Below are 20,722 nucleotides of genomic sequence, written 5' to 3'. Positions count from 1 at the left end.
CAGATGTTGATGGGGGCTTTTTAGTGGCCGCAGGGACTGTTGATGATGGTGCAGATGCGTTTTTTAGTCGCAGACGGGCTGCGTGCTTAAGGCGTTCAGGGCGCTAGCGCACACGTTTTTCCAGGCGAGCGATTGCGCCGCGCATCCGCTCAACCCCGTTACTTAGCTCTTTGGCTTGTACGCGCAATAACCTGGGCGCGGGCCGATCTTCGGGTGGTTGCGGCAGGTGTCCGGGCGCTTTTCGTAGATGGTGCACAGGCGGGTTTTACGATCGAGGTAGTAGCAGTCGTTGTTGCTCATGCGCACCAGGGTGAAGATGCCCGACTTCTGGTGGAAACGTTCGACCAGGCCGTCTTTTTGCAGGCGCTTGGCGATATTTTTCAGCGGCTCGCTGCGCTCAAACTCGTCGACCACGCCAATGCGGATCAGGTCGTTGAGGCGCACCTCGACCGGCAGCGTGCAGCAGCTGGACATGCAGCTGTGGCACATGTCAGCAGTGTATTTGGCCCAGGTGTCCAGGCGGTCGAGTTCGGCTGCGGCAATCAGGTTGTTTTTCATCAGCGAGGGCGTGCGTCGGTTAGGCGGCGGGCGATGATAGCGGGCCTGAAGTTTTTTGGAATGACAATCTGCTCGCTGGTCATCTTTTGTACGGCTGCGTGGCGGAGGAATGGTCTTGTTTGCGCTGATGCGTCGAGTGTTTCGCGCTATTAGATAGGATGCGGCTGCCTCGGCGGCGCGGCGTCTGTTTGCCAGCCGAGTACCGGGTAGCGCTTGCACGCAGAAATAAAGGCAGGCCCTTTAACGATTTTGCAGTATGGTTAGCGCCTTCAATTGTTCGGCGTTAGAGGTCAGGAAGGCCCTTGCGTATTACAACTATGACCCGTCTTTTGGGCTTCTCCGCGTGCTTGCCGGATGTGACGGGCGATCACATACAGCTGTTCTCCCTGGCAGTGCCCTCCCGATGAATGCCTGCGGTAATTCCGGCTGGGCGCTGAGTGCCCCGGTGCTTTTGACGGGCGCGGTGTGCATTGGCGTGCTGTTGCTGGCGCGCTGGGTTAAGCGCCAGCGCTATTTCCCCGGGCGCGAGAGCTTTATCGTGCTGCATCTGGCCAGTCTCTGGTGGATGGTTGCGGCGAGTCTGGAGATGGCGGCGCAAGGCCCGCAGTGCAAAGTGTTCTGGGCGAGCATGGCCTGGCCGGGGATTCTGATGACGCCGACCTTTTGGGCGGTATTCCTCTGGCAGTACGTCAACAGCGTGCGGCAGCCGTTGCCGCTGCGCAGCGCGCTAGGCCTGGCCGTGGTGCCGTTGCTGATTTGGCTGGTTGCCCTAAGCAATCCCTGGCATGGCTTGTTTTACGCTGTCGGCACGGCACCGATGAGTGATGCGCCGGGCGCCCCCATCCGCTACCAACATGGGCCGTTGTTCTACGCCGCGGCCGTGTATGTCTACCTGTTTATGACCTTCTGCATGGGCGTGGTGCTGCGCGCGGCCATCGTCAGCTATGGCGTGCATCGTCGCCACTATCTGGCCTTCGTTGTCGTCACGGCGGTGCCCTGGGTCGCCAATATCAGCTACGTGGTGTTCGGCTGGATGCTGTTCGGCTTCGACCCGACGCCCTTCAGTTTTGCTTTTACCCTGGTGGCGTTTGCCTGGTTGATTGTGGGGGTGCGGCTGTTTGACCTACTGCCCGTGGCCCGTCATCTGTTACTGGATGCGCTGCTCGACCCGGTGTTGGTGGTGGATGCACAGTTGCGCGTGATTGAGGCCAACCCGGCAGCCTTAAAGCTGGTTGGCCTGCGCAGTGGCTGGCAGGGGCGACAGTTGGTGGATTGGCCGATCCTCGGCGCGGATTTGCACCAGCTGTTGAGCCAATCGGTGCAGGTTGAGCATGACCGGTTACTGACCCTGGCCAGCTCAGCCCGTTATTTCGAAGTACGCATACGCGCCATCGAGCGGATTACCCAGCGTGGCACGTTAACGCTGGGGCAAATGCTCTATTTGCGTGATGTTACCCAGCGGCATCTCAGCGAATTGAAACTGGCCGAAGCCCTTGCCTTGAGTGAAGAGCGTTTGCGCACCATCACCAGGCTGCATGAGCAGCTGCAGGAACAGGCACTGTGTGATCCGCTCACTGGGCTGTACAACCGCCGTTATCTGGATGAGTTCTTTGCCCGTGAGCTGGCGGTGGCGCAGCGTGAGCATTCGCCGATTTCACTGGCCCTGATCGACCTTGATCACTTCAAGCTACTCAACGACGAGTACGGTCACTTAGAAGGCGATGATGTGCTCAAGGGCGTCGCGCAGCACTTGTTGGAGAATCTGCGCAGTTCAGATGCGGTATTTCGCATTGGTGGCGAAGAGTTCCTGCTGATTCTGCCCCGTGCCGATGCTCCAGAGGCACGCGCGCGCTTGGATTCCATCTGCCGTGAGCTAGCGGCCCACCCGCTGCCAACACGCGGCGGCGCCCGCTATGTGACCCTGTCGGCTGGCCTGGCGCTGTGGCCTGAGCAAGGGCAGGCGTTGGATGAGTTGTTGCAAGTGGCCGATGCCGCGCTTTATCAGGCCAAGCACGAAGGACGTAATCGGGTGTGCAGTCTGGCCTGAGTGGCTGGACGCAGCCTTCCATCCAGCGCTAAGGCACGTTGCCCTCTAAAGAGGTAAACTGCGCGCGATTTCATACCCTCCGGAGCCCTCCATGTCCCGCGTTACCCTCAGCCGCTACCTGATTGAACAAACCCGCAGCAACAATACTCCGGCGGATTTGCGGTTTCTTATCGAAGTAGTGGCCCGCGCCTGTAAGGAAATCAGCCATCAGGTATCCAAGGGCGCACTGGGCGGCGTATTGGGCAGCATGGGCACCGAAAACGTGCAGGGCGAGGTGCAGAAAAAGCTCGACGTGATTTCCAACGAGATTCTGCTGGAAGCCAACGAGTGGGGCGGTCACCTGGCCGGCATGGCCTCCGAGGAGATGGACAACGCTTACCAGATCCCTGGCAAGTACCCGAAAGGTGCTTACCTGCTGGTATTCGATCCGCTGGACGGCTCCAGCAACATCGACGTGAACGTCTCGGTCGGCACCATCTTCTCGGTGCTGCGTTGCCCAGATCGCAACGGCGCTGAGGGTGACCTGGGCGAAGAAGCGTTCCTGCAGCCGGGTACCGAGCAGGTATGCGCGGGTTATGCGATCTACGGCCCGCAGACCATGCTGATGTTGACCCTCGGTGACGGCGTCAAAGGTTTCACCCTCGACCGCGAACTGGGCAGCTTCGTTCTGACTCACGATGACATCAAGGTGCCGGAAGCCACCAAAGAGTTCGCCATCAACATGTCCAACCAGCGCCATTGGGAGGCGCCGGTACAGCGTTATGTCAGCGAGTTGCTGGCGGGCGAGACCGGACCGTTGGGCAAGAACTACAATATGCGCTGGGTCGCGGCGATGGTTGCCGATGTGCACCGCATCCTCACCCGTGGCGGCGTGTTTATGTACCCGCGTGACAGCCGTGACCCGTCGATGCCGGGCAAGCTGCGCCTGATGTACGAAGCCAACCCCATGGCGATGATCATCGAGCAGGCTGGCGGCGTGGCCACCAACGGCACCCAGCGTATCCTCGATATTCAGCCGACCTCGCTGCACCAGCGTGTCGCGGTCTTCCTCGGTTCCAAGGAAGAAGTGCTGCGCATCAGCGCCTATCACCGCGAGTAAGCGATGAGCGCGCCCTGGCAGCCGTTGCTCGACTGGTGATTTGGTGCGGCCGGCAGCGGCCCCAGCGTGACGGCTGCCGAGGTGGCGGCCAATCGTACGGCGCTGTGGTTTGCCAAGCAGGAGCGCCAGGATGAACTGGCCCGCGAGCAATGTGGCGGGCTGGTCGAACAGGCGCTCGCCGGGCAATTGCAAGACTGGCTTGGCGAGCCTGAAGGCTGGCTGGCAACCTTGCTGTTGCTCGATCAGCTGCCGCGCATGATTTTTCGTGACACCCCGCGCGCCTTTGCTGGCGACGCACTGGCCCGTGCGTCAGCGTTGCGCGGGCTGGCCCAGGGGTGGGATCAGCAGTTACCGCCGATTCAGCGGGTATTTGTCTACCTGGTGCTCGAACATGCCGAGGACCTGGCGCTACAGAATCAGGCCGTTCGGCTGTTTCAAGCGCTTACTCAGGAGGCGACAGCCGCCGAGCACGAGCTGTTTGCCGGTTACTTGGACTATGCCGAGCGTCATCAGCGGGTCATCGCCCGTTTTGGCCGTTTCCCCCATCGCAATCAAATTCTTGGGCGTAGCTCCAGCGCTGAAGAATCTGCCTTTCTGTTGGAACCAGGCTCGCGCTTTTAGCGTCCAAGCGGGCAGGTTGGTTATTGCTATGCCAAGCTGGTCTTGGTTATTCCCTCAGGAGTTCATTATGTCTCTGCGCGTTGCCGCACTATTTGCCAGTTGCCTGTTATTGACGGCTTGCAACAAGGTTAATCAGGATAATTACGCCCAGCTTAAGCCGGGGATGAGCAAGGTCGAGGTCGAAAACTTGCTGGGTAAACCATCTGAGTGTTCCGGTGCCCTCGGTATCTCCAGCTGCACTTGGGGCAATGAACAGCGCTTTATCAGCGTGCAGTACGCGGGTGAGCAGGTCTTGCTGTTTTCCGGCAAGGGACTGCAGTGATGCGCCTGTTGGCGGTGTTGGCCGCAGCGGTAGCCTTGGTGGGATGTGCGAACTCTGGTACGGGAACAGTGCCGCCGAAAACCGTGGAGCAGGTTGATCTGCAGCGCTATCAGGGCACGTGGTATGAACAGGCGCGTTTGCCGATGTTCTTCCAGCGCAACTGCGCGCAGTCCGAGGCCATTTACAGCGTGCAAGAAGGTGGCGCGCTTGGCGTGATCAACCGCTGCCGTACCTTCGATGGCGACGTGCAGCAAGTGCAGGGCCAGGCCGTGGCTCAGGTACCAGGCGAAACCAGCAAGCTGTGGGTGCGCTTCGATAACTGGGCCAGTAACTTACTGCCTGGTCTGACCAAGGGCGAGTACTGGGTGCTCTACCTGGATGACGACTATCAAACAGCACTGGTCGGCCACCCCAATCGCCAGTACCTCTGGCTGTTGACGCGTGATCAGGAACTCAGCGCGCAAAACCGCACGACGCTACTCGAAGAAGCGCGCAGTCGCGGCTATGACACCCGCGAGTTGATCTGGCGGCGCACGGATGCCGAGATGGATCAAGCGCGCTAAATCAGCGCAGCGGGCCAGGCTCTCATGTGATTGGCCTGGACCGGGTTGATCGCCAGTGTGTCAAAGCGGGGGTGCTGATGTGTTCGGTGAAGCTTACGCGACGCTGTGCCCGCAGCAGGCTGTTTAGTCCTTCAGCTTTTTGAAGTCAGCACTGAGAGGCTATTCCCAGCTTAGGCGTGCCAGCTTCCACTCATCGCCTTCCCGCCACCACTCCAGCTTCACGCTGTAATGGCGGGCGCTGTCGGGGATCAGGCCTTCGGCGCCGGTCAGGCCGATCTGAGCCTCGGTGTGGCCTTTCTCACGGTAGGTCGCGTCGATGTCGCTGTGCTTGCTCAGGGCCAGCACCTTGATGTTCTTGTGGCGCATAAACAGTAGCAACAAGGTGCGCTTTGCCCACTCGCGATCCAATTCGCCCTGCGCCGAGAACTGCGGGTGCAACTGCTCAAGCACTGCGCTGTTGTTCTTCGCTTCCAGATTGTCCTGCAGTTGTTGTAAGGCGGCCTCCAGCGCGGCCTCCAGCGCGGCCTGCGGATCGTCCTTGGCGCCGCAACCGGTGAGCAGGGCGCAAAACATCAAGAAAGCCCAGGCAAATATCCGTGTTGGCATGCTCAACTCCTGTTTCATGGTTATGATGCCCGGCAGAGCGTCAAGCGGCTGCGCCGCGGTTATCTAGCGCAAGCCCGTCTACGTTACGCAACGCTTTATTCAGGTCAAGTCAGGAGCATGCCATGCAGACCTTGTATCCGGAGATTAAACCCTACGCCCGTCATGAGCTGGCGGTGCAGGCACCGCATGTGCTTTATGTGGACGAAAGCGGTTCGCCGGATGGCTTGCCTGTAGTGTTTATCCATGGCGGTCCTGGTGCCGGTTGTGATGCGGCCAGTCGCCGCTATTTCGACCCTAATCTCTATCGCATCGTGACCTTCGATCAGCGCGGGTGTGGGCGATCCACTCCTCACGCCAGCCTGGAAAACAACACCACCCAGGCGCTGATCGAGGACATGGAAGTGATCCGCGAGCAGTTGGGTATCGACAAATGGGTGCTGTTTGGCGGCTCTTGGGGCTCGACCCTGGCCCTGGCTTACGCGCAGGCGCATCCAGAACGGGTGCATGGGCTGATTCTGCGGGGCATCTTCCTTTGCCGCCCGCAGGAAATCAGCTGGTTTTATCAGGCCGGTGCTAGCCGCCTGTTCCCTGATTATTGGGAGGATTACCTGGCGCCGATCCCGCTGGATGAGCGCGCTGATCTGGTGCAAGCGTTCTATAAACGCCTGACCGGCCCTGACCAGATCGCCCAAATGCACGCGGCTAAGGCCTGGTCTAGCTGGGAAGGCCGTACCGCCACCCTGCGGCCTAATCCACAGGTGGTCGACCGTTTCACCGATAGCCATCGCGCCCTGTCGATTGCCCGGATCGAATGCCATTATTTCGTCAATAACGCCTTTCTTGAGCAAGACCAGTTGCTGCGTGATATGCCGAAAATCGCCCACCTGCCTGGGGTCATCGTGCATGGCCGTTATGACGTGATTTGCCCGCTGGATAACGCTTGGGCCCTGCACCAGACCTGGCCTAACAGCGAGCTACAGATCATTCGTGATGCCGGCCATTCGGCTGCCGAAGTTGGCATTACCGATGCTCTGGTGCGGGCTGCAGATGAAATGGCGCGGCGCTTGCTCAACCTGACGCCGGATGAAGCATGAAGGCGCTGATCCAACGCGTACGCGCCGCCCGAGTAGAAGTAGCAGGCGAAGTGGTTGGTGCGATTGATCAGGGCCTGCTGGCGCTGGTCGGCGTCGAGCCGCAAGACACCCTGGGCAGCGTCGAAAAAATCCTGCACAAGCTGCTCAATTACCGGGTATTCAGCGACGCGGCGGGCAAGATGAATTTGTCGCTCAGTGATGTCAGCGGTGGCTTGTTGCTGGTTTCGCAGTTCACCCTGGCCGCCGATACCAAGAGTGGCCTGCGCCCGAGCTTTTCCAGCGCCGCGCCGCCGGCGTTGGGTGCCGAGCTGTTCGACCTGCTGGTTGCCCAGGCCCGCGCCAAACACCCGCAGGTCGCTACCGGCCAGTTCGGCGCCGATATGCAGGTGCATCTGGTCAATGATGGGCCGGTGACCTTTCTGCTGGAGAGCTAACAGCGCGGCTAGCGCGCGAGGGCTTCGGCGACAAAGTCCAGGCGATCCTGGCCGAAGTGCATTTCCTCGCCGATGAAGAAGGTCGGTGCGCCAAACACGCCGCGTTTGATGGCTTCTTCGGTGGTGGCCTTGAGGCGTTCCTTGACCGCTTCATCGCTGACCAGTTGCTCAAACTCAGTCAGGTCGAAACCCGCGCTGCTCAATACTTCGGCCACGACCTCTGGCTTGCTGAGGTTTTTCTGTTGCACCCACAGTGCCTCGAAGAGAGTTTTCACGTAGTGCTCGAAGCGTTCGCTGCCCTGATAACCGGCTGCGCCGCGCATCAGGGTGAGGGTATTGATCGGAAAGTGCGGGTTGAACTGCATGCTGGCGCCATAGCGTGCGGCGAAGCGGGCTAGATCCTGCAGCATCCAGCGGCCCTTGCTCGGGATCATCACGGGCGACTGGTTGCCGGTGGCTTTGAATACACCGCCGAGCAGCATCGGCCGCCAGATGATTTGGGCGCCGGCTTTATCGGCAATCTGCGGTAGCTGGGTCCAGGCCAGGTAGCTGGCCGGGCTGCCAAAGTCGAAAAAGAATTCAACGGTTTTGCTCATTGCATGTTCCTCGGGGCGGTCTTGTTATTGGCTGGGCGTGTGGTGGCTAGAAGGTTTCCGTCCAAGGGCGCAGATCCAGCTCATGCACCCAGCAATCGCGCGGCTGACAATGGATCTGCCAGTAGGTGTCGGCAATATGCGCGGGGTTGAGGATGCCGTCCTGTTCCTTGCGCTGGTACAGCGCGGGGAAGGTGTCGCGGATAAAAGCGGTGTCGATGGCGCCGTCGATAATTGGATGAGCGACATGGATGCCTTGTGGGCCCAGTTCACGGGCCATGCTCTGGGCCAGGGCGCGCAGGGCAAACTTGGCGCTGGCGAAGGCAGAGAAGTTGGCCCGGCCGCGTAACGAGGCGGTGGCACCGGTAAAGATGATGGTGCCCTGGCCACGCGGTAGCATGACCTTGGCCGCTTCACGACCGGTGAGAAAGCCCGCCAGGGCGGCCATTTCCCAAACCTTGCGGTAGACCCGTTCAGTGGTTTCGGTGATGGAAAACTGCACGTTGGCGCCGATATTGAAGATCACCGCATGCAGCGGGCCGACCTCGCGCTCGATGGTAGCGAACAGGTCAATCACCTGCTCCTCTACCCGAGCATCGCAGCCAAAGGCCCTCGCGCTACCACCGGCCGCTTCAATCTCGGCTACCAGCGGGCCGAGTTTATCGGTATTACGGCGTGCCACGCAGGCGACATAGCCCTCACGGGCGAAGCGTTTAGCGATGGCGCCACCGGTGGCGTCGCCGGCCCCGACTACCAGAATTGCGTTACGTGCGGTCATTGCAGTCTCCGTCAGTTCTATTTTGGAACCTGGCTCGATACTCGGTTCCATTTTGGAACCTGTCAAGCTAATGTGCCTTATCGATTGCGGAGATGAGTCATGCGTTGGGAAGAGCTTGATCAACAACCCTGTTCGCTGGCGCGTACGATGGCGGTGGTGGGTGATCGCTGGACGTTGCTGGTGCTGCGCGAGTGTTTTCTCGGAATTCGTCGCTTTGACGAGTTCGAGAAACGCTTGGGGATTACCCGGCATGTGCTGGCCGATCGCCTGAAAAAACTGGCTGAAGCGGGTGTGCTGGACAAAGTGGCTTATCAGCAGCGGCCGTTGCGTGAGGAGTACTGCCTGAGCGCCAAAGGCCGTGATCTGTACCCGGCCATCATGGCGCTGGTGCATTGGGGCGACCGCCATATGAGCGGAGTCGAGGGTGCACCGATCCGGCATGTTCACCGCACGTGCGGTCAGCCGATGCATGGTGTGCTGGTGTGCTCGGACTGTGGTGAACCGTTGGCGGCGAGGGATGTACAGCTGGAGGAAGCGCCGGCTCTCAAGGGGCAGCTACTGCCGGCGCATTGGCACGAAAAGCAGGTTGTGTAGGGTGGATGACGCTTTGCTCATCTACCCCCTTGAGCTAGTGGATGGATACAGCGCCATCCCGCCTGCGGGGCAGGGATGCCGGTTAAAACAGTCGCGCTAGTAGTGCAGTAACCGCTGTCTCCACCCGCAGTATTCGCGCACCCAGTTGCACGGGTTGCAGGCCGGCTTCGGAAAGCTTTTCCACTTCGTAGGGAATCCAGCCGCCTTCCGGGCCGATGGCCAGTGTGATGGCCTGTTCGACTGCCCGTGGGCAAGCCGGGTAATCGCCAGGGTGACCGACAAGGCCCAGAGTGCCGGCGGTGAGGTGTGGCAGATGATCTTCGACAAAGGGTTTGAAGCGCTTCTCGATGATCACCTCGGGTAGCACGGTATCGCGGGCTTGTTCCAAACCGAGAATCAGCTGTTCGCGAATGGCTGCTGGCTCCAGAAAGGGGGTCTGCCAGAAGCTTTTTTCAACGCGATAGCTATTGAGCAGAATCAGTCGAGGTACGCCCATGCTGCTGACGGTTTGCAGCACGCGCCGCAGCATCTTCGGCCGGGGCAGGGCCAGCAGCAAGGTAAGCGGCAGTTTCTCAGGCGGCGCTTGATCGAACTGCACCGACAGTTCGGCGTGCTCGGCATCCAGGCGCAGCAGCTGGCCGCTGCCCATCAGGCCGTTGAGGCGACCGACCCGCAGGCTGTCGCCGGCTTCAGCGCGGTGCACGTCCTGCAGGTGTTTAAGGCGGCGCCCGCTCAGCAATACGCGGTCTGCGGCGATAAAGTCGCCGTCTTCGAGTAGCAGCAGGTTCACGGTTGTGCGGCTGGCGGTTGATCGTGGGGCGCGTCTTCGCTGTCGGTGTTGTCTGCTGCATCCTCGTCAGGGCGTCGCTTGACTAGGCTGCCGCACAACAAGCCGGCCTCAAACAGCATCCACATGGGCAGCGCCAGCAAGGTCTGCGAGAACACGTCGGGCGGCGTCAGCACCATGCCGACGACAAAGCAGCCGACCACCACGTAGGGGCGACTTTTACGCAGTGTGGCGACATCCACCACGCCGATCCAGATCAGCAGGAAGGTGGCGATCGGGATCTCAAATGCGACGCCAAAGGCGAAGAACAGGGTGAGGACAAAATCTAGGTACTGGCCGATGTCGGTCATCATCGCCACGCCTTCCGGGGTCACGCTGGCGAAGAAGCCGAACATGATCGGGAACACCACAAAGTAGGCGAAGGCCATGCCGCCATAGAACAGCAGAATGCTAGAAATCAGCAGCGGTACGGCAATACGCTTTTCGTGCTTGTACAGGCCCGGCGCGATAAAGCCCCAGATCTGATGCAGGATGATCGGGATCGCCAGGAACAACGCGACCATAAGGGTCAGCTTGAAGGGCGTGAGGAAGGGCGAAGCCACGCCAGTGGCGATCATCGTCGCGCCTTCCGGCAAGTAAGCGCGCAGCGGGGCGGCGACTAGGGCGTAAATGTCCTGAGAAAAATAGAACAGCCCGGCAAACAGCAGGAACACGGCCCCAACAATACGCAACAGGCGGGTGCGCAGCTCAGTCAGGTGTGAGACCAGGGGCATTTCCTGGTCGCTGTCCGGTCGTTGGCTCATGGCTGCGGGCTTTTATCCTGGCTGCTGTTTTTGACGCTTTCGGCCGTGGGGGTGGTTTCGCCCAGGCTGCTGAGCGGTGCATTGAGCTTCTGCTTGGCCGCGTTCATTTCGCGCTCAAGGTCGAGAATCTGCTCGTTATGCAGCTGGCGGCGAATTTCGTCTGCGCCAATCTCGCGCTCGACCTCTGCTTTGATCGCGCTAAAACTGCGTTTTATCCGGCCGATCCACAAGCCAGCGGTGCGCACAGCACCGGGCAGGCGATCAGGGCCCAATACCAGCAGGGCGACGATGCCCACCAGCAGCAGCTCGGTAAAGCCAATATCGAACATGGCTTAGTCTTTTTTCGCCGGTTCTTCGACCTTGCGCGCCTGAGCGTCGATGGTCTGACCTTTCGGCTCGTCCACGGCAGGGGCCGGCTTCTCAGCGTCGCCGTTGTCCATCGACTTACGGAAGCCCTTAATCGCGTCGCCCAGGTCAGAACCCAGGCCCTTGAGGCGCTTGGTGCCGAACAGCATGACCACGATCAGCAGGATGATCAGGAGTTGCCAGATGCTAATGCCACCGAATCCCATAATGCGTACTCCGTAGTAAGAGGTTGATTAGTTTTGCGGGCGTGCGGCTTTTTCCGCGTGGCCGGACAGGCCAAAGCGCCGGTCCAGTTCGTCCAGTACCGCTTGCGGGTGCTGGCCGAGGGCGGCAAGCATGACCAAACTGTGGAACCACAGGTCGGCGGTTTCGTAGATCACATCGCTGCAGTCGCCGCTGACGGCAGCATCTTTGGCCGCCAGAATGGTTTCCACCGACTCCTCGCCTACCTTTTCCAGAATCTTGTTCAGGCCCTTGTGGTACAGGCTGGCGACATAGGAACTGTCGGCGGCCGCGCCTTTGCGCGACTCCAGCACCTCGGCCAGGCGGCTCAGGGTATCAGTCATGGCCGTGTCACTCATGGTTGTGTCCTGGGTTGTAGATGGCGTGCGGGTTTTTGATCACCGCATCGACGGTTTTCCAGCTGCCGTTATCGAATACGCGGTAAAAGCAGCTTTCGCGGCCGGTATGGCAGGCGATGCCGCCCAGTTGTTCGACCTTCATGATGATCACGTCAGCATCGCAGTCCAGGCGCAGTTCGTGGAGCTTCTGCACATGGCCGGACTCTTCACCCTTGCGCCAGAGTTTGCCGCGCGAACGCGACCAGTAGATGGCGCGCTGCTCGGTGGCCGTCAGCGCCAGGGCTTCACGGTTCATCCAGGCCATCATCAGTACACGGCCGGTTTGGTGGTCCTGAGCGATTGCCGGCACCAGGCCGTCGCTGTTCCAGTTGATTTCGTCGAGCCAGTCAGTCATCGCTATATCCGCCCGTAACGGGCTGCTTGGTTCAGAAAGCTATTGTGCCAGTGCGCACCCAGTGTGGCTATCGGCGCAACACCAGATAAACCCCCGCCACAGCCATTACCCAGCTCGGCCAGACGAGCAGGGTCAAGGCCAGGCCTTGGCTGACGGCGCCGGCAATCAGGGCCGCGCCCAACAGCCGTCCCAGCCAGTGCTGGGTAGTCGCCGGCTGCTCCTGACGCTGCGCGGGCTGCTGGTTAAGGCGCTCCAGCGTCTCGCGGGCGATTTGCGACAGGTGTGGGACTTGCTCAGCTTGCAGTTGCAGGTTACGCAGCAGATGCAGTGGGCTGATGCGCTCGCGCATCCAGCGCTCAAGGAACGGCTGAGCAGTGCTCCACAGATCAAGATCCGGGTAGAGCTGGCGGCCGAGGCCTTCGATATTCAGCAGGGTCTTCTGCAATAGCACCAGCTGCGGTTGCACTTCCATATTGAAGCGCCGCGCGGTCTGGAACAGACGCAGCAGCAGCTGAGCAAAAGAAATATCTTTCAGCGGCCGCTCAAAAATCGGTTCGCAGACGGTGCGGATGGCGGCCTCGAAGTCATTCACCTTGGTCTCGGCAGGCACCCAGCCAGAGTCGATATGCAGCTGCGCCACACGGCGGTAGTCACGCTTGAAAAAGGCCAGCAGGTTACGCGCCAGATAGTCCTGATCTTCGGCGGTGAGGCTGCCGATGATGCCGCAGTCGATGGCGATGTACTGCGGGTTCCACGGCGTGCGCGTGCTGACAAAGATATTGCCGGGGTGCATGTCGGCGTGGAAGAAGCTGTCGCGGAACACCTGGGTGAAGAAGATCTCTACGCCGCGTTCGGCCAGCAGCTTCATGTCGGTGCGCTGGTCAGCCAGGGTCGCCAGGTCGGTGACCTGAATGCCATAGATGCGCTCCATCACCAGTACTTTCGGTCGGCACAGGTCCCAGTAAACCTGAGGGACATAGAGCAGCGGCGAGCCTTCGAAATTGCGCCGTAACTGACTGGCGTTGGCCGCTTCACGTAGCAGGTCAAGTTCGTCGTAGATGGTTTTCTCGTAATCGCTGACCACTTCCACCGGGCGCAGGCGGCGTGCATCGGCGGAGGACTTCTCGGCTATTTTGGCGAGCAGGAACAGCCAGGCGATGTCTTGCTCGATCACCGGTTCCAGGCCGGGGCGAATCACCTTGACCACCACTTCTTCGCCGCTTTTCAGTTGTGCGCCATGCACCTGCGCCACCGAGGCGGACGCCAGCGGCTGGGCATCGAAGCGGGCAAACACCTCGCTGACCTTGGCACCCAGCTGGGCTTCGATCAGCGCCTGCGACTGAGCAGGGTCAAACGGCGGTACTTGGTCTTGTAGCTTGGCCAGTTCGTCGGCGATATCCAGTGGCAGCAGGTCGCGGCGGGTTGAGAGCACCTGGCCGAATTTGATGAAGATCGGCCCCAGCTCTTCCAGCGCCAAGCGCAGGCGTGCGCCGCGCGACAGGTTAAGCGTGCGACGTGGCAACCAGCGCCAGGGCAGGGCAAAACGCAACGCGCGCAGCCAGAGTGGCAGCGGCAGGGCGAACAACAGGTCATCCAGTTGATAGCGGATAATCACGCGCTGAATGCGCAGCAGACGACGGACGGCAAGCAGCTTCATGCGATGGGCTTATGGTTTTGGGCAAGGCGCTCAATGCGGGCATCGAGACGGTCGAGTGACAACTTCAGGTGATCGAGTTCGGCGAAGCGCGCATCGGCCTCGCGCTGGCCGACCAGGCTGCGGGACTCTTCGCTGAGGTAATCAGCCAGGTTCAGGCGCAGGCTGTCGAGGGCTTGGCTGCTCCAGCTCACCCGGCTGCGCAGGTGGCCGCCAAGCAACTGGCTGCCAACCGGGCCGAGCCAGCGTGACAGCTCATACTCCCAGTCCAGTTCGAGGTCCTGAAGGATGCCGGCCAGTTCCAGCAGGGCGGCGCTGTCACCGTCCAGGCTGACTTCGGGGCTGTGCAGGATGCTGGTCTTATTCTTACTGGTGGCCAGGCGTACTAGGCTGGCCGCCGGCGCGCGTAGGCTGCAATCAGCCTCGCCGGCCCACTGCGCGGCCAATTGCAGGCCGGTCGCGCTGGGCAGAATAAACAGTTGCAGGCTCGGCGCCGTGCACTCCACTGCTATTACGCGACCGCTCAAGCGCGCCAGGCGCGGCAGCGCCGTGCTGTCCATGGCCAATACGCGATTGAGGCCAAGCTCGACCCCGGCCAGCAGCCCGGTGATTAACATCAGGGCTTGATGCCGCGGTGCAGGGCGACGATGCCGCCGGTCATGTTGTGGAAGGTCACGCGCTCGAAGCCGGCTTCAACCATCATCGCCTTGAGGGTGTCCTGATCCGGGTGCATGCGGATCGACTCGGCCAGGTAGCGGTAGCTTTCGGCGTCGTTGGTGATCAGCTTGCCGGCCAACGGCATGAACTTGAACGAATACGCGTCGTAAAACTTCGACAGCAGCGGGCTGGAGGGTTTGGAGAACTCCAGGATCAACAGGCGGCCACCAGGCTTGAGCACCCGCAGCATTGAGCGGATTGCATCTTCTTTATGCGTCACGTTGCGCAGGCCGAAGGCGATGGTCACCACATCGAAATGGTTATCCGGGAACGGCAGTTTTTCCGCGTCGGCCTGGACGAAGCTGACGTTGCCGGACACGCCTTTGTCGAGCAGACGATCACGGCCAACGCGCAGCATCGACTCGTTGATGTCGGCCAGTACCACTTCGCCGGTCGGGCCAACCAGGCTGGAGAACTTGCGGGTCAGGTCGCCCGTGCCACCGGCGATATCCAACACCCGGTTGCCGCTGCGCACACCGGACAGTTCAATGGTGAAGCGCTTCCACAGGCGGTGCATGCCGCCGGACAGCACATCGTTCATCAGGTCGTACTTGGCCGCCACCGAGTGGAAGACCTCGGCGACTTTTTCCGCCTTCTGGCTTTCCGGCACATCCTGGAAACCAAAATGCGTGGTGGGTTCGCTGTCGCTGTTCTTGCGCGGGTCGTTCATCGTGCCCTTTCCTAAACAGAGAGGCTGAATCAAAGAGGCGGCCATTCTAAACCTAAATGCAGGCATAGGCTCCAAACCGCACGCGTGAAGTAAAAGCCTGAGGGCTTTGCATGTGTGCAGCTTGCTATAGTCTCGCGACTTAAGGTCGCAGTTAACTGGCGAGGAGAAATGCCATGGCCAAGATCACCGTTGAACGCCCCCACAACCTAGGCCGCGAGGCCGCCCGTGAGAAAGCTGAGCAACTAGCTGAGCGATTGGCGCGCGAATATGACGTGCGTTACCGCTGGAATGGCGACAACCTGGAGTTTAAACGCAGCGGTGCTGACGGCCGTATTGAGGTGCATGAAAGTAGCGTGCGTGTGCAGCTCAGCCTGGGCTTGTTGCTCTCGGCGATGAGCAGCAGCATCAAGCGCGAAATCGAAGACGCGCTGGACAAGAACCTGCAGGCCTGACGCCAGGGCCTCAACAGGCTTCGGCAGTTTTTAAGCGGCTTAGTATGCGGTTTCTAATTTTCATCGATACCGTGTTGCTAAGCCTGCATTCCGTGGGCGTTTCCTCGAAACATTAGAGTGAGGTGCACCATGTCGAAAGTTGCCGTTAAAAAGAAAGCCGTCGTTGAAGAAACCAGCAGCGTGCTGAGCGACGCAAAAGTTTACGCCCGTAAAATCTGGCTGGCGGGTCTGGGCGCTTACGCCAAAGCCGGTCAAGAAGGTTCCGAGTACTTCAAAGAACTCGTGAAAAGCGGCGAAGGTGTTGAAAAACAAGGCAAGAAGCTGGTCAACGAACAAGTTGAAGCGGCCAACAGCCAGATCGACAGTGTGAAGAACACCGTCACCAGCAATGTCAGCAGCGTCAAAGATAAGTTTGAAGGGCGTCTCGACAAAATCGAGAAGGCGTTCGATAACCGTGTAGCCAGCGCCCTAAACCGCCTGGGCATCCCGTCTAAGCAGGACGTAGAAGTCCTGTCTGCTAAGCTCGACGAGTTGAGCGCGTTGCTCGATCACGTCGCGCGCACCAAATAAGGAGAGCTGCAGAATGGCCGTCAAAAAGAAAACCGAAAAGCAAGCCACCTCTTGGGTCGGCGAAGTCGAAAAATACTCGCGTCAAATCTGGTTGGCAGGTTTGGGCGCCTATTCCAAGGTCAGCAAGGACGGCAACAAGCTGTTCGACACGCTGGTCAAGGATGGCGAAAAAGCTGAGAAGCAAGCCAAGAGCGAAGTCGACAAGCAAGTTGGCGCTGTGAAAAGCACCGTGAACACGAAAGTGGACACCGCTAAGTCGCGCGTTGATGAAGTTAAAGACAAGGCGCTGGGCAAGTGGAACGAGCTGGAAGAAGCCTTCGACAAGCGTCTGAACAATGCCATTTCGCGTCTGGGTGTACCGAGCCGCAATGAAGTGAAAGCGCTCAACGCGAAAGTTGAAAGCCTGACCAAGCAGATTGAGCAGCTGACCGGTGTCTCGGTCAAATCGGTTAAGCCTGCCGTCAAGAAAGTAGCCGCCAAGCCGGCCGCTAAACCTGCGGCTAAGCCCGCTGCCAAAGCCACGGCTAAGCCAGCGGCTAAACCCGCTGCCAAAGCCACGGCTAAGCCAGCGGCTAAACCTGCCGCCAAGGCTGCGGCCAAGGCTGCGGCCAAGCCTGCTGCTAAAGCCGCTGCGAAGCCTGCGGTAAAAGCAGCGGCCAAGCCCGCCGCTAAGCCGGCCGCCAAACCTGCTGCGGCCAAGCCCGCTGCGCCGGTAGTCGCTGCACCTGCCGCGCCTGCTGTGGCCGTTGTGCCAGCTGCACCGGTAACACCTGCTACACAGCCGTAAGACTGCGCTGCAGCCCACGCAAACGCCCGGCACGAGCCGGGCGTTTGCGTTTGTGAGGGCTTACTCTTCCAAGTAGCGCTGCGCCAAGTGTTCGGCGGCGTAACGGGGTTCTTCGGCCAGGTGCGGGGCGACCAGCATCATCACTTGATACACCACCAGGCGACTCTCACCTTCGCGGCCAATGATGCGCTGGTAGTCGAGGGAGAACATCAGGGTCAGGGTTATCTGCTCGACCAGTTGTCCCAGCGCCTGGGTATCGCTGCGCAGTTGGCCCTCTATCTGCAGTTGCGCCAGCAGTTCGGCCAAGGTGCGTTTTAAGCTATTGAGCCAATGGCGCATGCCGCGTTCAAGCTTGGGCAGGCGGCTGGTCAGGTTGGACAGGTCCTGGAATAGAAAGCGATAGTGGGCCAGGCGCTCGACGATCAGGTGCAGAAACAGCCAATAGTCTTCTACATCCAGCTGTGCGTCTTCGGGCGGCGAAAGCAGCGGGGCGAGTTCGGCCTGAAAACGTTCGAACAAGCCGAGGATCAGCGGTTCTTTGCCATGAAAGTGGTAGTACAGGTTGCCCGGGCTGATGCCCAGCTCGTTGGCGATTTCCAGGGTGGAGACATTCGGCTCGCCCTTCTGGTTGAACAGCAGCAGGGCGCACTCAAGGATTTTGTCGCGGGTCTTCATCGGCTCTTCTTATTCTGTGCGCAGAAAGGCTGAAAGTGGCGTGGCGCAGCAGGCTGCGCCACGGTTGATGATGGCCGGAGTGGCGCGTTAACGCACGTGCACGTAGGTACCCGGTGCCGCTTCCATGGCCGGGTAGTCTGGGTTGCCCAGCGTCATTTGGGTGTCGCGCTGTTCGCCGGATCGCTCTTGCATCCAGCTCAGCCATACCGGCCACCAACTGCCTTGCAGGTGCTCGGCGTCGTGATACCAAGCGCGTGGGTCACCGGTGAGTTTAGGGCTTTCCAGGTAGTTGGATTTGGGGTTGCCCGGCGGGTTGAGAATGCTCTGTATATGCCCGCTGTTGGACAGGATAAAACGCCGGTTGCCGCCCAGTAGCAGGGTCGAGCGGTACACCGCATCCCAGGGGGTGATGTGGTCGTTTATACCCGCGACGCTGAAACTGTCCACGTTGACTTTGCGCAGGTCAATTGGTGTGCCACAGACTTCCAGGCCGCGCGGGTGGGTCAGTGGGTTGTGTTTGAAAAAGTCGATCAGGTCGCCATGCAGGGCTGCAGGCAGGCGGGTGTTGTCGTTGTTCCAGTAGAGAATGTCGAAGGCCGGAGGCTGTTTGCCGAGTAGGTAGTTGTTGATCCAGTAATTCCAGATCAGGTCATTGGGGCGCATCCAGGCAAACACCCGCGCCATGTCGCGACCATCCAGTACGCCTTGCTGATAAGAGCGGCGTTTGGCGGCTTCCAGGGTTTTTTCGTCGGCAAATAACATGGCTGGGCTGTCGATCTGGCTATCGAGCAGGCTGACCATGTAGGTGGCGCTGGCCACTTTGCGCAGCTGGCGTTTGGCTTGCAGGTGGCCTTGCAGGGCGGCAGTGGTCAGTCCGCCGGCGCAGGCACCGAGCAAGTTGACGTCTTTACTGCCGGTGATCTCGCGGCAGGCATCAATGGCGACCTCCAGGGCTTCCACATAGCTCGACAGGCCCCACTCACGATGCTTAGGGTCAGGATTTCGCCAGCTGACCACGAACGTCTGCAAGCCGTTTTTCAGCGCGTATTGGACGAAGCTCTTCTCGCTGGAGAGGTCGAAAATATAAAACTTGTTGATCTGCGGCGGCACAATCAGCAGCGGCTTGGCGTACTGCTTTTCGCTCATCGGTTTGTACTGGATCAGCTCCAGCAATTCGCTGCGAAACACCACGGATCCGCTGGTAGTGGCCAGGTTACGGCCGACCTCGAAGGCATGCTTGCTGACCTGACTGGGCATGCCGTCGTTGTTTACCAAGTCATCAAACAAGTGGCTCACGCCCTTAAACAGGCTACTGCCACCGCTGTTGAACAGCTCTTTGATCACCTGTGGGTTAAGCAAGGTGTTAGACGGCGCCAGGGCATCACCGAGCAGGGTGGTGACAAAGCGCGCACGGGCCCGATCGTCGGCGTCCAGGTTGCTCTCATCGATCCAGTTGTTTAGTTGTTTCTGGCAGGCCAGATAGCTTTGCAGGCTGCGACTGTAGAGTGGGTTGTCCCGCCAGGTCGGGTCGGCAAAGCGTGGGTCTTGCGGGTTGACCTTGAACGGCTTGTCGCCGAGCAGTACGCGGCCTAGTTGGCCGCCGAGGGCCAGTGCATGACGAGCGCTATGGATGGGTTGCTTGACCCCTTGCAGGGCTAGCGTACGCAGGGTGGAGAGCAGATCGCGGCCGCGCAGGCCGACCACCGCATTTTGTACGTTCATCACGCTTTTGTTAGCGGGTAGCGCGCGTTTGGCCGGTAGGTCTCGCATGGGGCAACACTCCGTCGTCAAACCGTGAGACTGCAAAATTGCTAGTTGCGTTTATTGCTGTTGGTGCGCGGCTACGTGACGCGCAAGCGAGACAGCAACAGACCCTTGATCAGCAAGGCTTGTACCAAGGCGCGCACACGTGCATTCCAGACTGCCGCGCGGCAATTCTCAGGTAATACAACGTGCCCGAAAGTGGGTCAAGCGCTGCGCTGTCAGCACCTTCCCGGTGCGAACAGCTTGTGTGGGGTGTGATTAACCGTGAGTGCGTGCGGGCAAGGGTTGTGGGTGCATGACTGCGCGCTGACGTTCCTCTTCCAGGAATTTCATGATGATCGGCGCAACCGCTTCAGCGCGGGTCACCAGGAACAGATGGCCATCGTCGATCACGTGCAATTCCGAGTTGGGAATGCGCCAAGCCAGTAGGCGCATATTCACCAGCGGGATCAGCGGGTCGTCGTCACCGGCCATCACCAGGGTCGGCTGACGGATCTTGTGCAACCAATGGATGCTGGTCCAGCCGAGGCCGGCGAACAGCTGCCAGTAGTAGCCCATCTTGCCGCCCGAACGGACCTTACTGGCGTGCGCCAAGGCCAGCTTAGGGTCACGGCGGAACGCTCCACCGTAAATCTCTGGGGCAATCTGCACGCCGTAGGAAGGCTGCACATAGCGCCGTGGGCTGGCCATGCACCAAAGCACCTTGGGCTTGCCGGGGACCATCACGGCGCCGGCTGAGGTGGCGGCCAGAATCAGTTTCTTGCAGCGCTCCGGGTAATCGTGGGCGAACTGCTGCGCCAGGGCGCCGCCCCAGGACACGCCAATCGCATTGACCTGACCGTAGTCGAGGTAGTCGAGCATGCGTGCGGCCAACTTGGCCAGGCCAGGGAAGCGATACGGCGTGCTGGGTGTCGATGAGCCGCCAACGCCAGGGACGTCGAAGGCAATCACTTCCAGGCCTGGGTCCAGGGCGCGTACGAAGGGCATGACCAGCTCCAGGTTGGCGCCGATGCCGTTGAAAATCAGCAGGGGCGTCATCTCGCCATTGCCGGGGCGAACGGCTGTACGGATGGTCTGGCCGTCCAGTTCGATGGTGCGGAATACGAAAGGTAGCGACATGCGCAGAGGCCCTAGTCAGTTAAAACGCTGAATCAGACCTTCCGGGTCTTTTTCAGAAGCGCCAGGGCGAAGCC

26 protein-coding genes and 1 pseudogene are annotated in these 20,722 nt (G+C 60.1%); 11 read left to right on the top strand and 16 right to left on the bottom strand.

The window, feature by feature from the left end; translation table 11 throughout:
• Positions 1–162: 162 nt before the first annotated feature.
• Complete coding sequence (locus tag SOP97_RS15055; RefSeq protein ID WP_274087687.1) at positions 163–561, bottom strand: YkgJ family cysteine cluster protein; 399 nt, start codon at positions 559–561, stop codon at positions 163–165.
• A gap of 400 nt (positions 562–961) precedes the next feature.
• On the opposite strand from SOP97_RS15055, the gene SOP97_RS15050 reads away from it, so the two are divergent.
• The 5 genes from SOP97_RS15050 to SOP97_RS15030 all read left to right on the top strand — a co-directional run bounded on the left by SOP97_RS15050 (position 962) and on the right by SOP97_RS15030 (position 5,210).
• Positions 962–2,605, top strand: a complete 1,644-nt coding sequence (locus tag SOP97_RS15050; RefSeq protein WP_274087620.1) for a histidine kinase N-terminal 7TM domain-containing diguanylate cyclase — start codon at positions 962–964, stop codon at positions 2,603–2,605.
• A 91-nt stretch (positions 2,606–2,696) separates the two neighbouring features.
• Positions 2,697–3,704, top strand: a complete 1,008-nt coding sequence (locus SOP97_RS15045) for a class 1 fructose-bisphosphatase (protein ID WP_274087619.1) — start codon at positions 2,697–2,699, stop codon at positions 3,702–3,704.
• Between the two features lie 66 nt (positions 3,705–3,770).
• Positions 3,771–4,325 (top strand): DUF924 family protein, encoded by a 555-nt coding sequence (locus SOP97_RS15040; protein WP_274087618.1) that lies wholly within the window; start codon positions 3,771–3,773, stop codon positions 4,323–4,325.
• Between the two features lie 67 nt (positions 4,326–4,392).
• Positions 4,393–4,647: an outer membrane protein assembly factor BamE domain-containing protein gene (bamE, locus tag SOP97_RS15035; protein ID WP_274087617.1), complete on the top strand. Its 255-nt coding sequence runs from the start codon at positions 4,393–4,395 to the stop codon at positions 4,645–4,647.
• A complete protein-coding gene (locus SOP97_RS15030) occupies positions 4,647–5,210 on the top strand; it encodes a lipocalin family protein (protein ID WP_274087616.1) in 564 nt (187 codons plus the stop codon). The genes bamE and SOP97_RS15030 overlap by 1 nt, the downstream gene beginning before the upstream one ends.
• A 159-nt stretch (positions 5,211–5,369) precedes the next feature.
• Here SOP97_RS15030 and SOP97_RS15025 read toward each other — a convergent pair whose 3' ends face one another.
• Positions 5,370–5,816 (bottom strand): hypothetical protein, encoded by a 447-nt coding sequence (locus SOP97_RS15025; RefSeq protein WP_274087615.1) that lies wholly within the window; start codon positions 5,814–5,816, stop codon positions 5,370–5,372.
• Between the two features lie 122 nt (positions 5,817–5,938).
• Here SOP97_RS15025 and pip point away from each other — a divergent pair, with 122 nt between their 5' ends.
• Positions 5,939–6,910, top strand: coding sequence for a prolyl aminopeptidase (gene pip, locus SOP97_RS15020; protein WP_274087614.1), 972 nt, complete (start codon positions 5,939–5,941; stop codon positions 6,908–6,910).
• Positions 6,907–7,344, top strand: a complete 438-nt coding sequence (gene dtd, locus SOP97_RS15015; protein ID WP_274087613.1) for a D-aminoacyl-tRNA deacylase — start codon at positions 6,907–6,909, stop codon at positions 7,342–7,344. The genes pip and dtd overlap by 4 nt, the downstream gene beginning before the upstream one ends.
• 8 nt (positions 7,345–7,352) lie before the next feature.
• Here the strand turns inward: dtd and SOP97_RS15010 are convergent, their stop codons facing one another.
• Together SOP97_RS15010 and SOP97_RS15005 are read right to left on the bottom strand one after the other, a co-directional pair.
• The gene (locus SOP97_RS15010; RefSeq protein WP_274087612.1) at positions 7,353–7,940 is read right to left on the bottom strand and encodes a 2-hydroxychromene-2-carboxylate isomerase; all 588 of its coding nucleotides are present in this window, start codon (positions 7,938–7,940) and stop codon (positions 7,353–7,355) included.
• A 46-nt stretch (positions 7,941–7,986) separates the two neighbouring features.
• Positions 7,987–8,715, bottom strand: a complete 729-nt coding sequence (locus SOP97_RS15005) for an SDR family oxidoreductase (RefSeq protein ID WP_274087611.1) — start codon at positions 8,713–8,715, stop codon at positions 7,987–7,989.
• 99 nt (positions 8,716–8,814) lie between these two features.
• On the opposite strand from SOP97_RS15005, the gene SOP97_RS15000 reads away from it, so the two are divergent.
• Complete coding sequence (locus SOP97_RS15000; RefSeq protein WP_274087610.1) at positions 8,815–9,309, top strand: winged helix-turn-helix transcriptional regulator; 495 nt, start codon at positions 8,815–8,817, stop codon at positions 9,307–9,309.
• An 82-nt stretch (positions 9,310–9,391) separates the two neighbouring features.
• Here the strand turns inward: SOP97_RS15000 and SOP97_RS14995 are convergent, their stop codons facing one another.
• From SOP97_RS14995 to ubiE, 9 genes and pseudogenes are all read right to left on the bottom strand, one after another.
• Complete coding sequence (locus SOP97_RS14995; RefSeq protein ID WP_274087609.1) at positions 9,392–10,099, bottom strand: 16S rRNA (uracil(1498)-N(3))-methyltransferase; 708 nt, start codon at positions 10,097–10,099, stop codon at positions 9,392–9,394.
• A complete protein-coding gene (tatC, locus tag SOP97_RS14990) occupies positions 10,096–10,899 on the bottom strand; it encodes a twin-arginine translocase subunit TatC (protein ID WP_274087608.1) in 804 nt (267 codons plus the stop codon). The genes SOP97_RS14995 and tatC overlap by 4 nt, the downstream gene beginning before the upstream one ends.
• 67 nt (positions 10,900–10,966) lie before the next feature.
• Positions 10,967–11,228, bottom strand: a pseudogene (tatB, locus tag SOP97_RS14985) (Sec-independent protein translocase protein TatB); the annotation flags it as partial.
• A 3-nt stretch (positions 11,229–11,231) separates the two neighbouring features.
• Positions 11,232–11,471 carry a twin-arginine translocase TatA/TatE family subunit gene (tatA, locus tag SOP97_RS14980; protein ID WP_090254894.1) on the bottom strand — a complete coding sequence of 80 codons (240 nt, stop codon included), beginning with the start codon at positions 11,469–11,471 and terminating at the stop codon, positions 11,232–11,234.
• A gap of 27 nt (positions 11,472–11,498) precedes the next feature.
• Entirely contained in the window at positions 11,499–11,831 is a 333-nt protein-coding gene (locus SOP97_RS14975; RefSeq protein WP_274087686.1) for a phosphoribosyl-ATP diphosphatase, read from the bottom strand.
• Between the two features lie 7 nt (positions 11,832–11,838).
• A complete protein-coding gene (gene hisI / locus SOP97_RS14970; protein ID WP_274087606.1) occupies positions 11,839–12,240 on the bottom strand; it encodes a phosphoribosyl-AMP cyclohydrolase in 402 nt (133 codons plus the stop codon).
• A 67-nt stretch (positions 12,241–12,307) separates the two neighbouring features.
• Entirely contained in the window at positions 12,308–13,897 is a 1,590-nt protein-coding gene (gene ubiB, locus SOP97_RS14965; protein WP_274087605.1) for a ubiquinone biosynthesis regulatory protein kinase UbiB, read from the bottom strand.
• Positions 13,894–14,511: a ubiquinone biosynthesis accessory factor UbiJ gene (locus SOP97_RS14960; protein WP_274087604.1), complete on the bottom strand. Its 618-nt coding sequence runs from the start codon at positions 14,509–14,511 to the stop codon at positions 13,894–13,896. The genes ubiB and SOP97_RS14960 overlap by 4 nt, the downstream gene beginning before the upstream one ends.
• Complete coding sequence (gene ubiE, locus SOP97_RS14955) at positions 14,511–15,281, bottom strand: bifunctional demethylmenaquinone methyltransferase/2-methoxy-6-polyprenyl-1,4-benzoquinol methylase UbiE (protein WP_274087603.1); 771 nt, start codon at positions 15,279–15,281, stop codon at positions 14,511–14,513. The genes SOP97_RS14960 and ubiE overlap by 1 nt, the downstream gene beginning before the upstream one ends.
• A 173-nt stretch (positions 15,282–15,454) precedes the next feature.
• On the opposite strand from ubiE, the gene SOP97_RS14950 reads away from it, so the two are divergent.
• From SOP97_RS14950 to SOP97_RS14940, 3 genes are all read left to right on the top strand, one after another.
• The gene (locus SOP97_RS14950) at positions 15,455–15,733 is read left to right on the top strand and encodes a polyhydroxyalkanoic acid system family protein (protein ID WP_274087602.1); all 279 of its coding nucleotides are present in this window, start codon (positions 15,455–15,457) and stop codon (positions 15,731–15,733) included.
• 129 nt (positions 15,734–15,862) lie between these two features.
• The gene (locus SOP97_RS14945; protein ID WP_274087601.1) at positions 15,863–16,303 is read left to right on the top strand and encodes a phasin family protein; all 441 of its coding nucleotides are present in this window, start codon (positions 15,863–15,865) and stop codon (positions 16,301–16,303) included.
• 13 nt (positions 16,304–16,316) lie between these two features.
• Positions 16,317–17,090 carry a phasin family protein gene (locus tag SOP97_RS14940; RefSeq protein WP_322949905.1) on the top strand — a complete coding sequence of 258 codons (774 nt, stop codon included), beginning with the start codon at positions 16,317–16,319 and terminating at the stop codon, positions 17,088–17,090.
• A 60-nt stretch (positions 17,091–17,150) separates the two neighbouring features.
• Here SOP97_RS14940 and SOP97_RS14935 read toward each other — a convergent pair whose 3' ends face one another.
• The 3 genes from SOP97_RS14935 to phaZ all read right to left on the bottom strand — a co-directional run bounded on the left by SOP97_RS14935 (position 17,151) and on the right by phaZ (position 20,648).
• Entirely contained in the window at positions 17,151–17,765 is a 615-nt protein-coding gene (locus tag SOP97_RS14935; protein ID WP_274087599.1) for a TetR/AcrR family transcriptional regulator, read from the bottom strand.
• Between the two features lie 87 nt (positions 17,766–17,852).
• Positions 17,853–19,535 carry a class II poly(R)-hydroxyalkanoic acid synthase gene (phaC, locus tag SOP97_RS14930; RefSeq protein WP_322949903.1) on the bottom strand — a complete coding sequence of 561 codons (1,683 nt, stop codon included), beginning with the start codon at positions 19,533–19,535 and terminating at the stop codon, positions 17,853–17,855.
• Between the two features lie 252 nt (positions 19,536–19,787).
• Positions 19,788–20,648, bottom strand: a complete 861-nt coding sequence (gene phaZ / locus SOP97_RS14925) for a poly(3-hydroxyalkanoate) depolymerase (RefSeq protein ID WP_322949901.1) — start codon at positions 20,646–20,648, stop codon at positions 19,788–19,790.
• Positions 20,649–20,722 lie beyond the last annotated feature (74 nt).

The sequence above is a fragment of the Pseudomonas spirodelae genome (genome assembly GCF_034653255.1).
In the GTDB taxonomy this organism is placed as follows: Bacteria; Pseudomonadota; Gammaproteobacteria; order Pseudomonadales; family Pseudomonadaceae; genus Aquipseudomonas; species Aquipseudomonas spirodelae.
The sequence above is the reverse complement of the archived record's forward strand: the minus strand, read 5'-3'. Positions and strand labels throughout refer to the sequence as shown.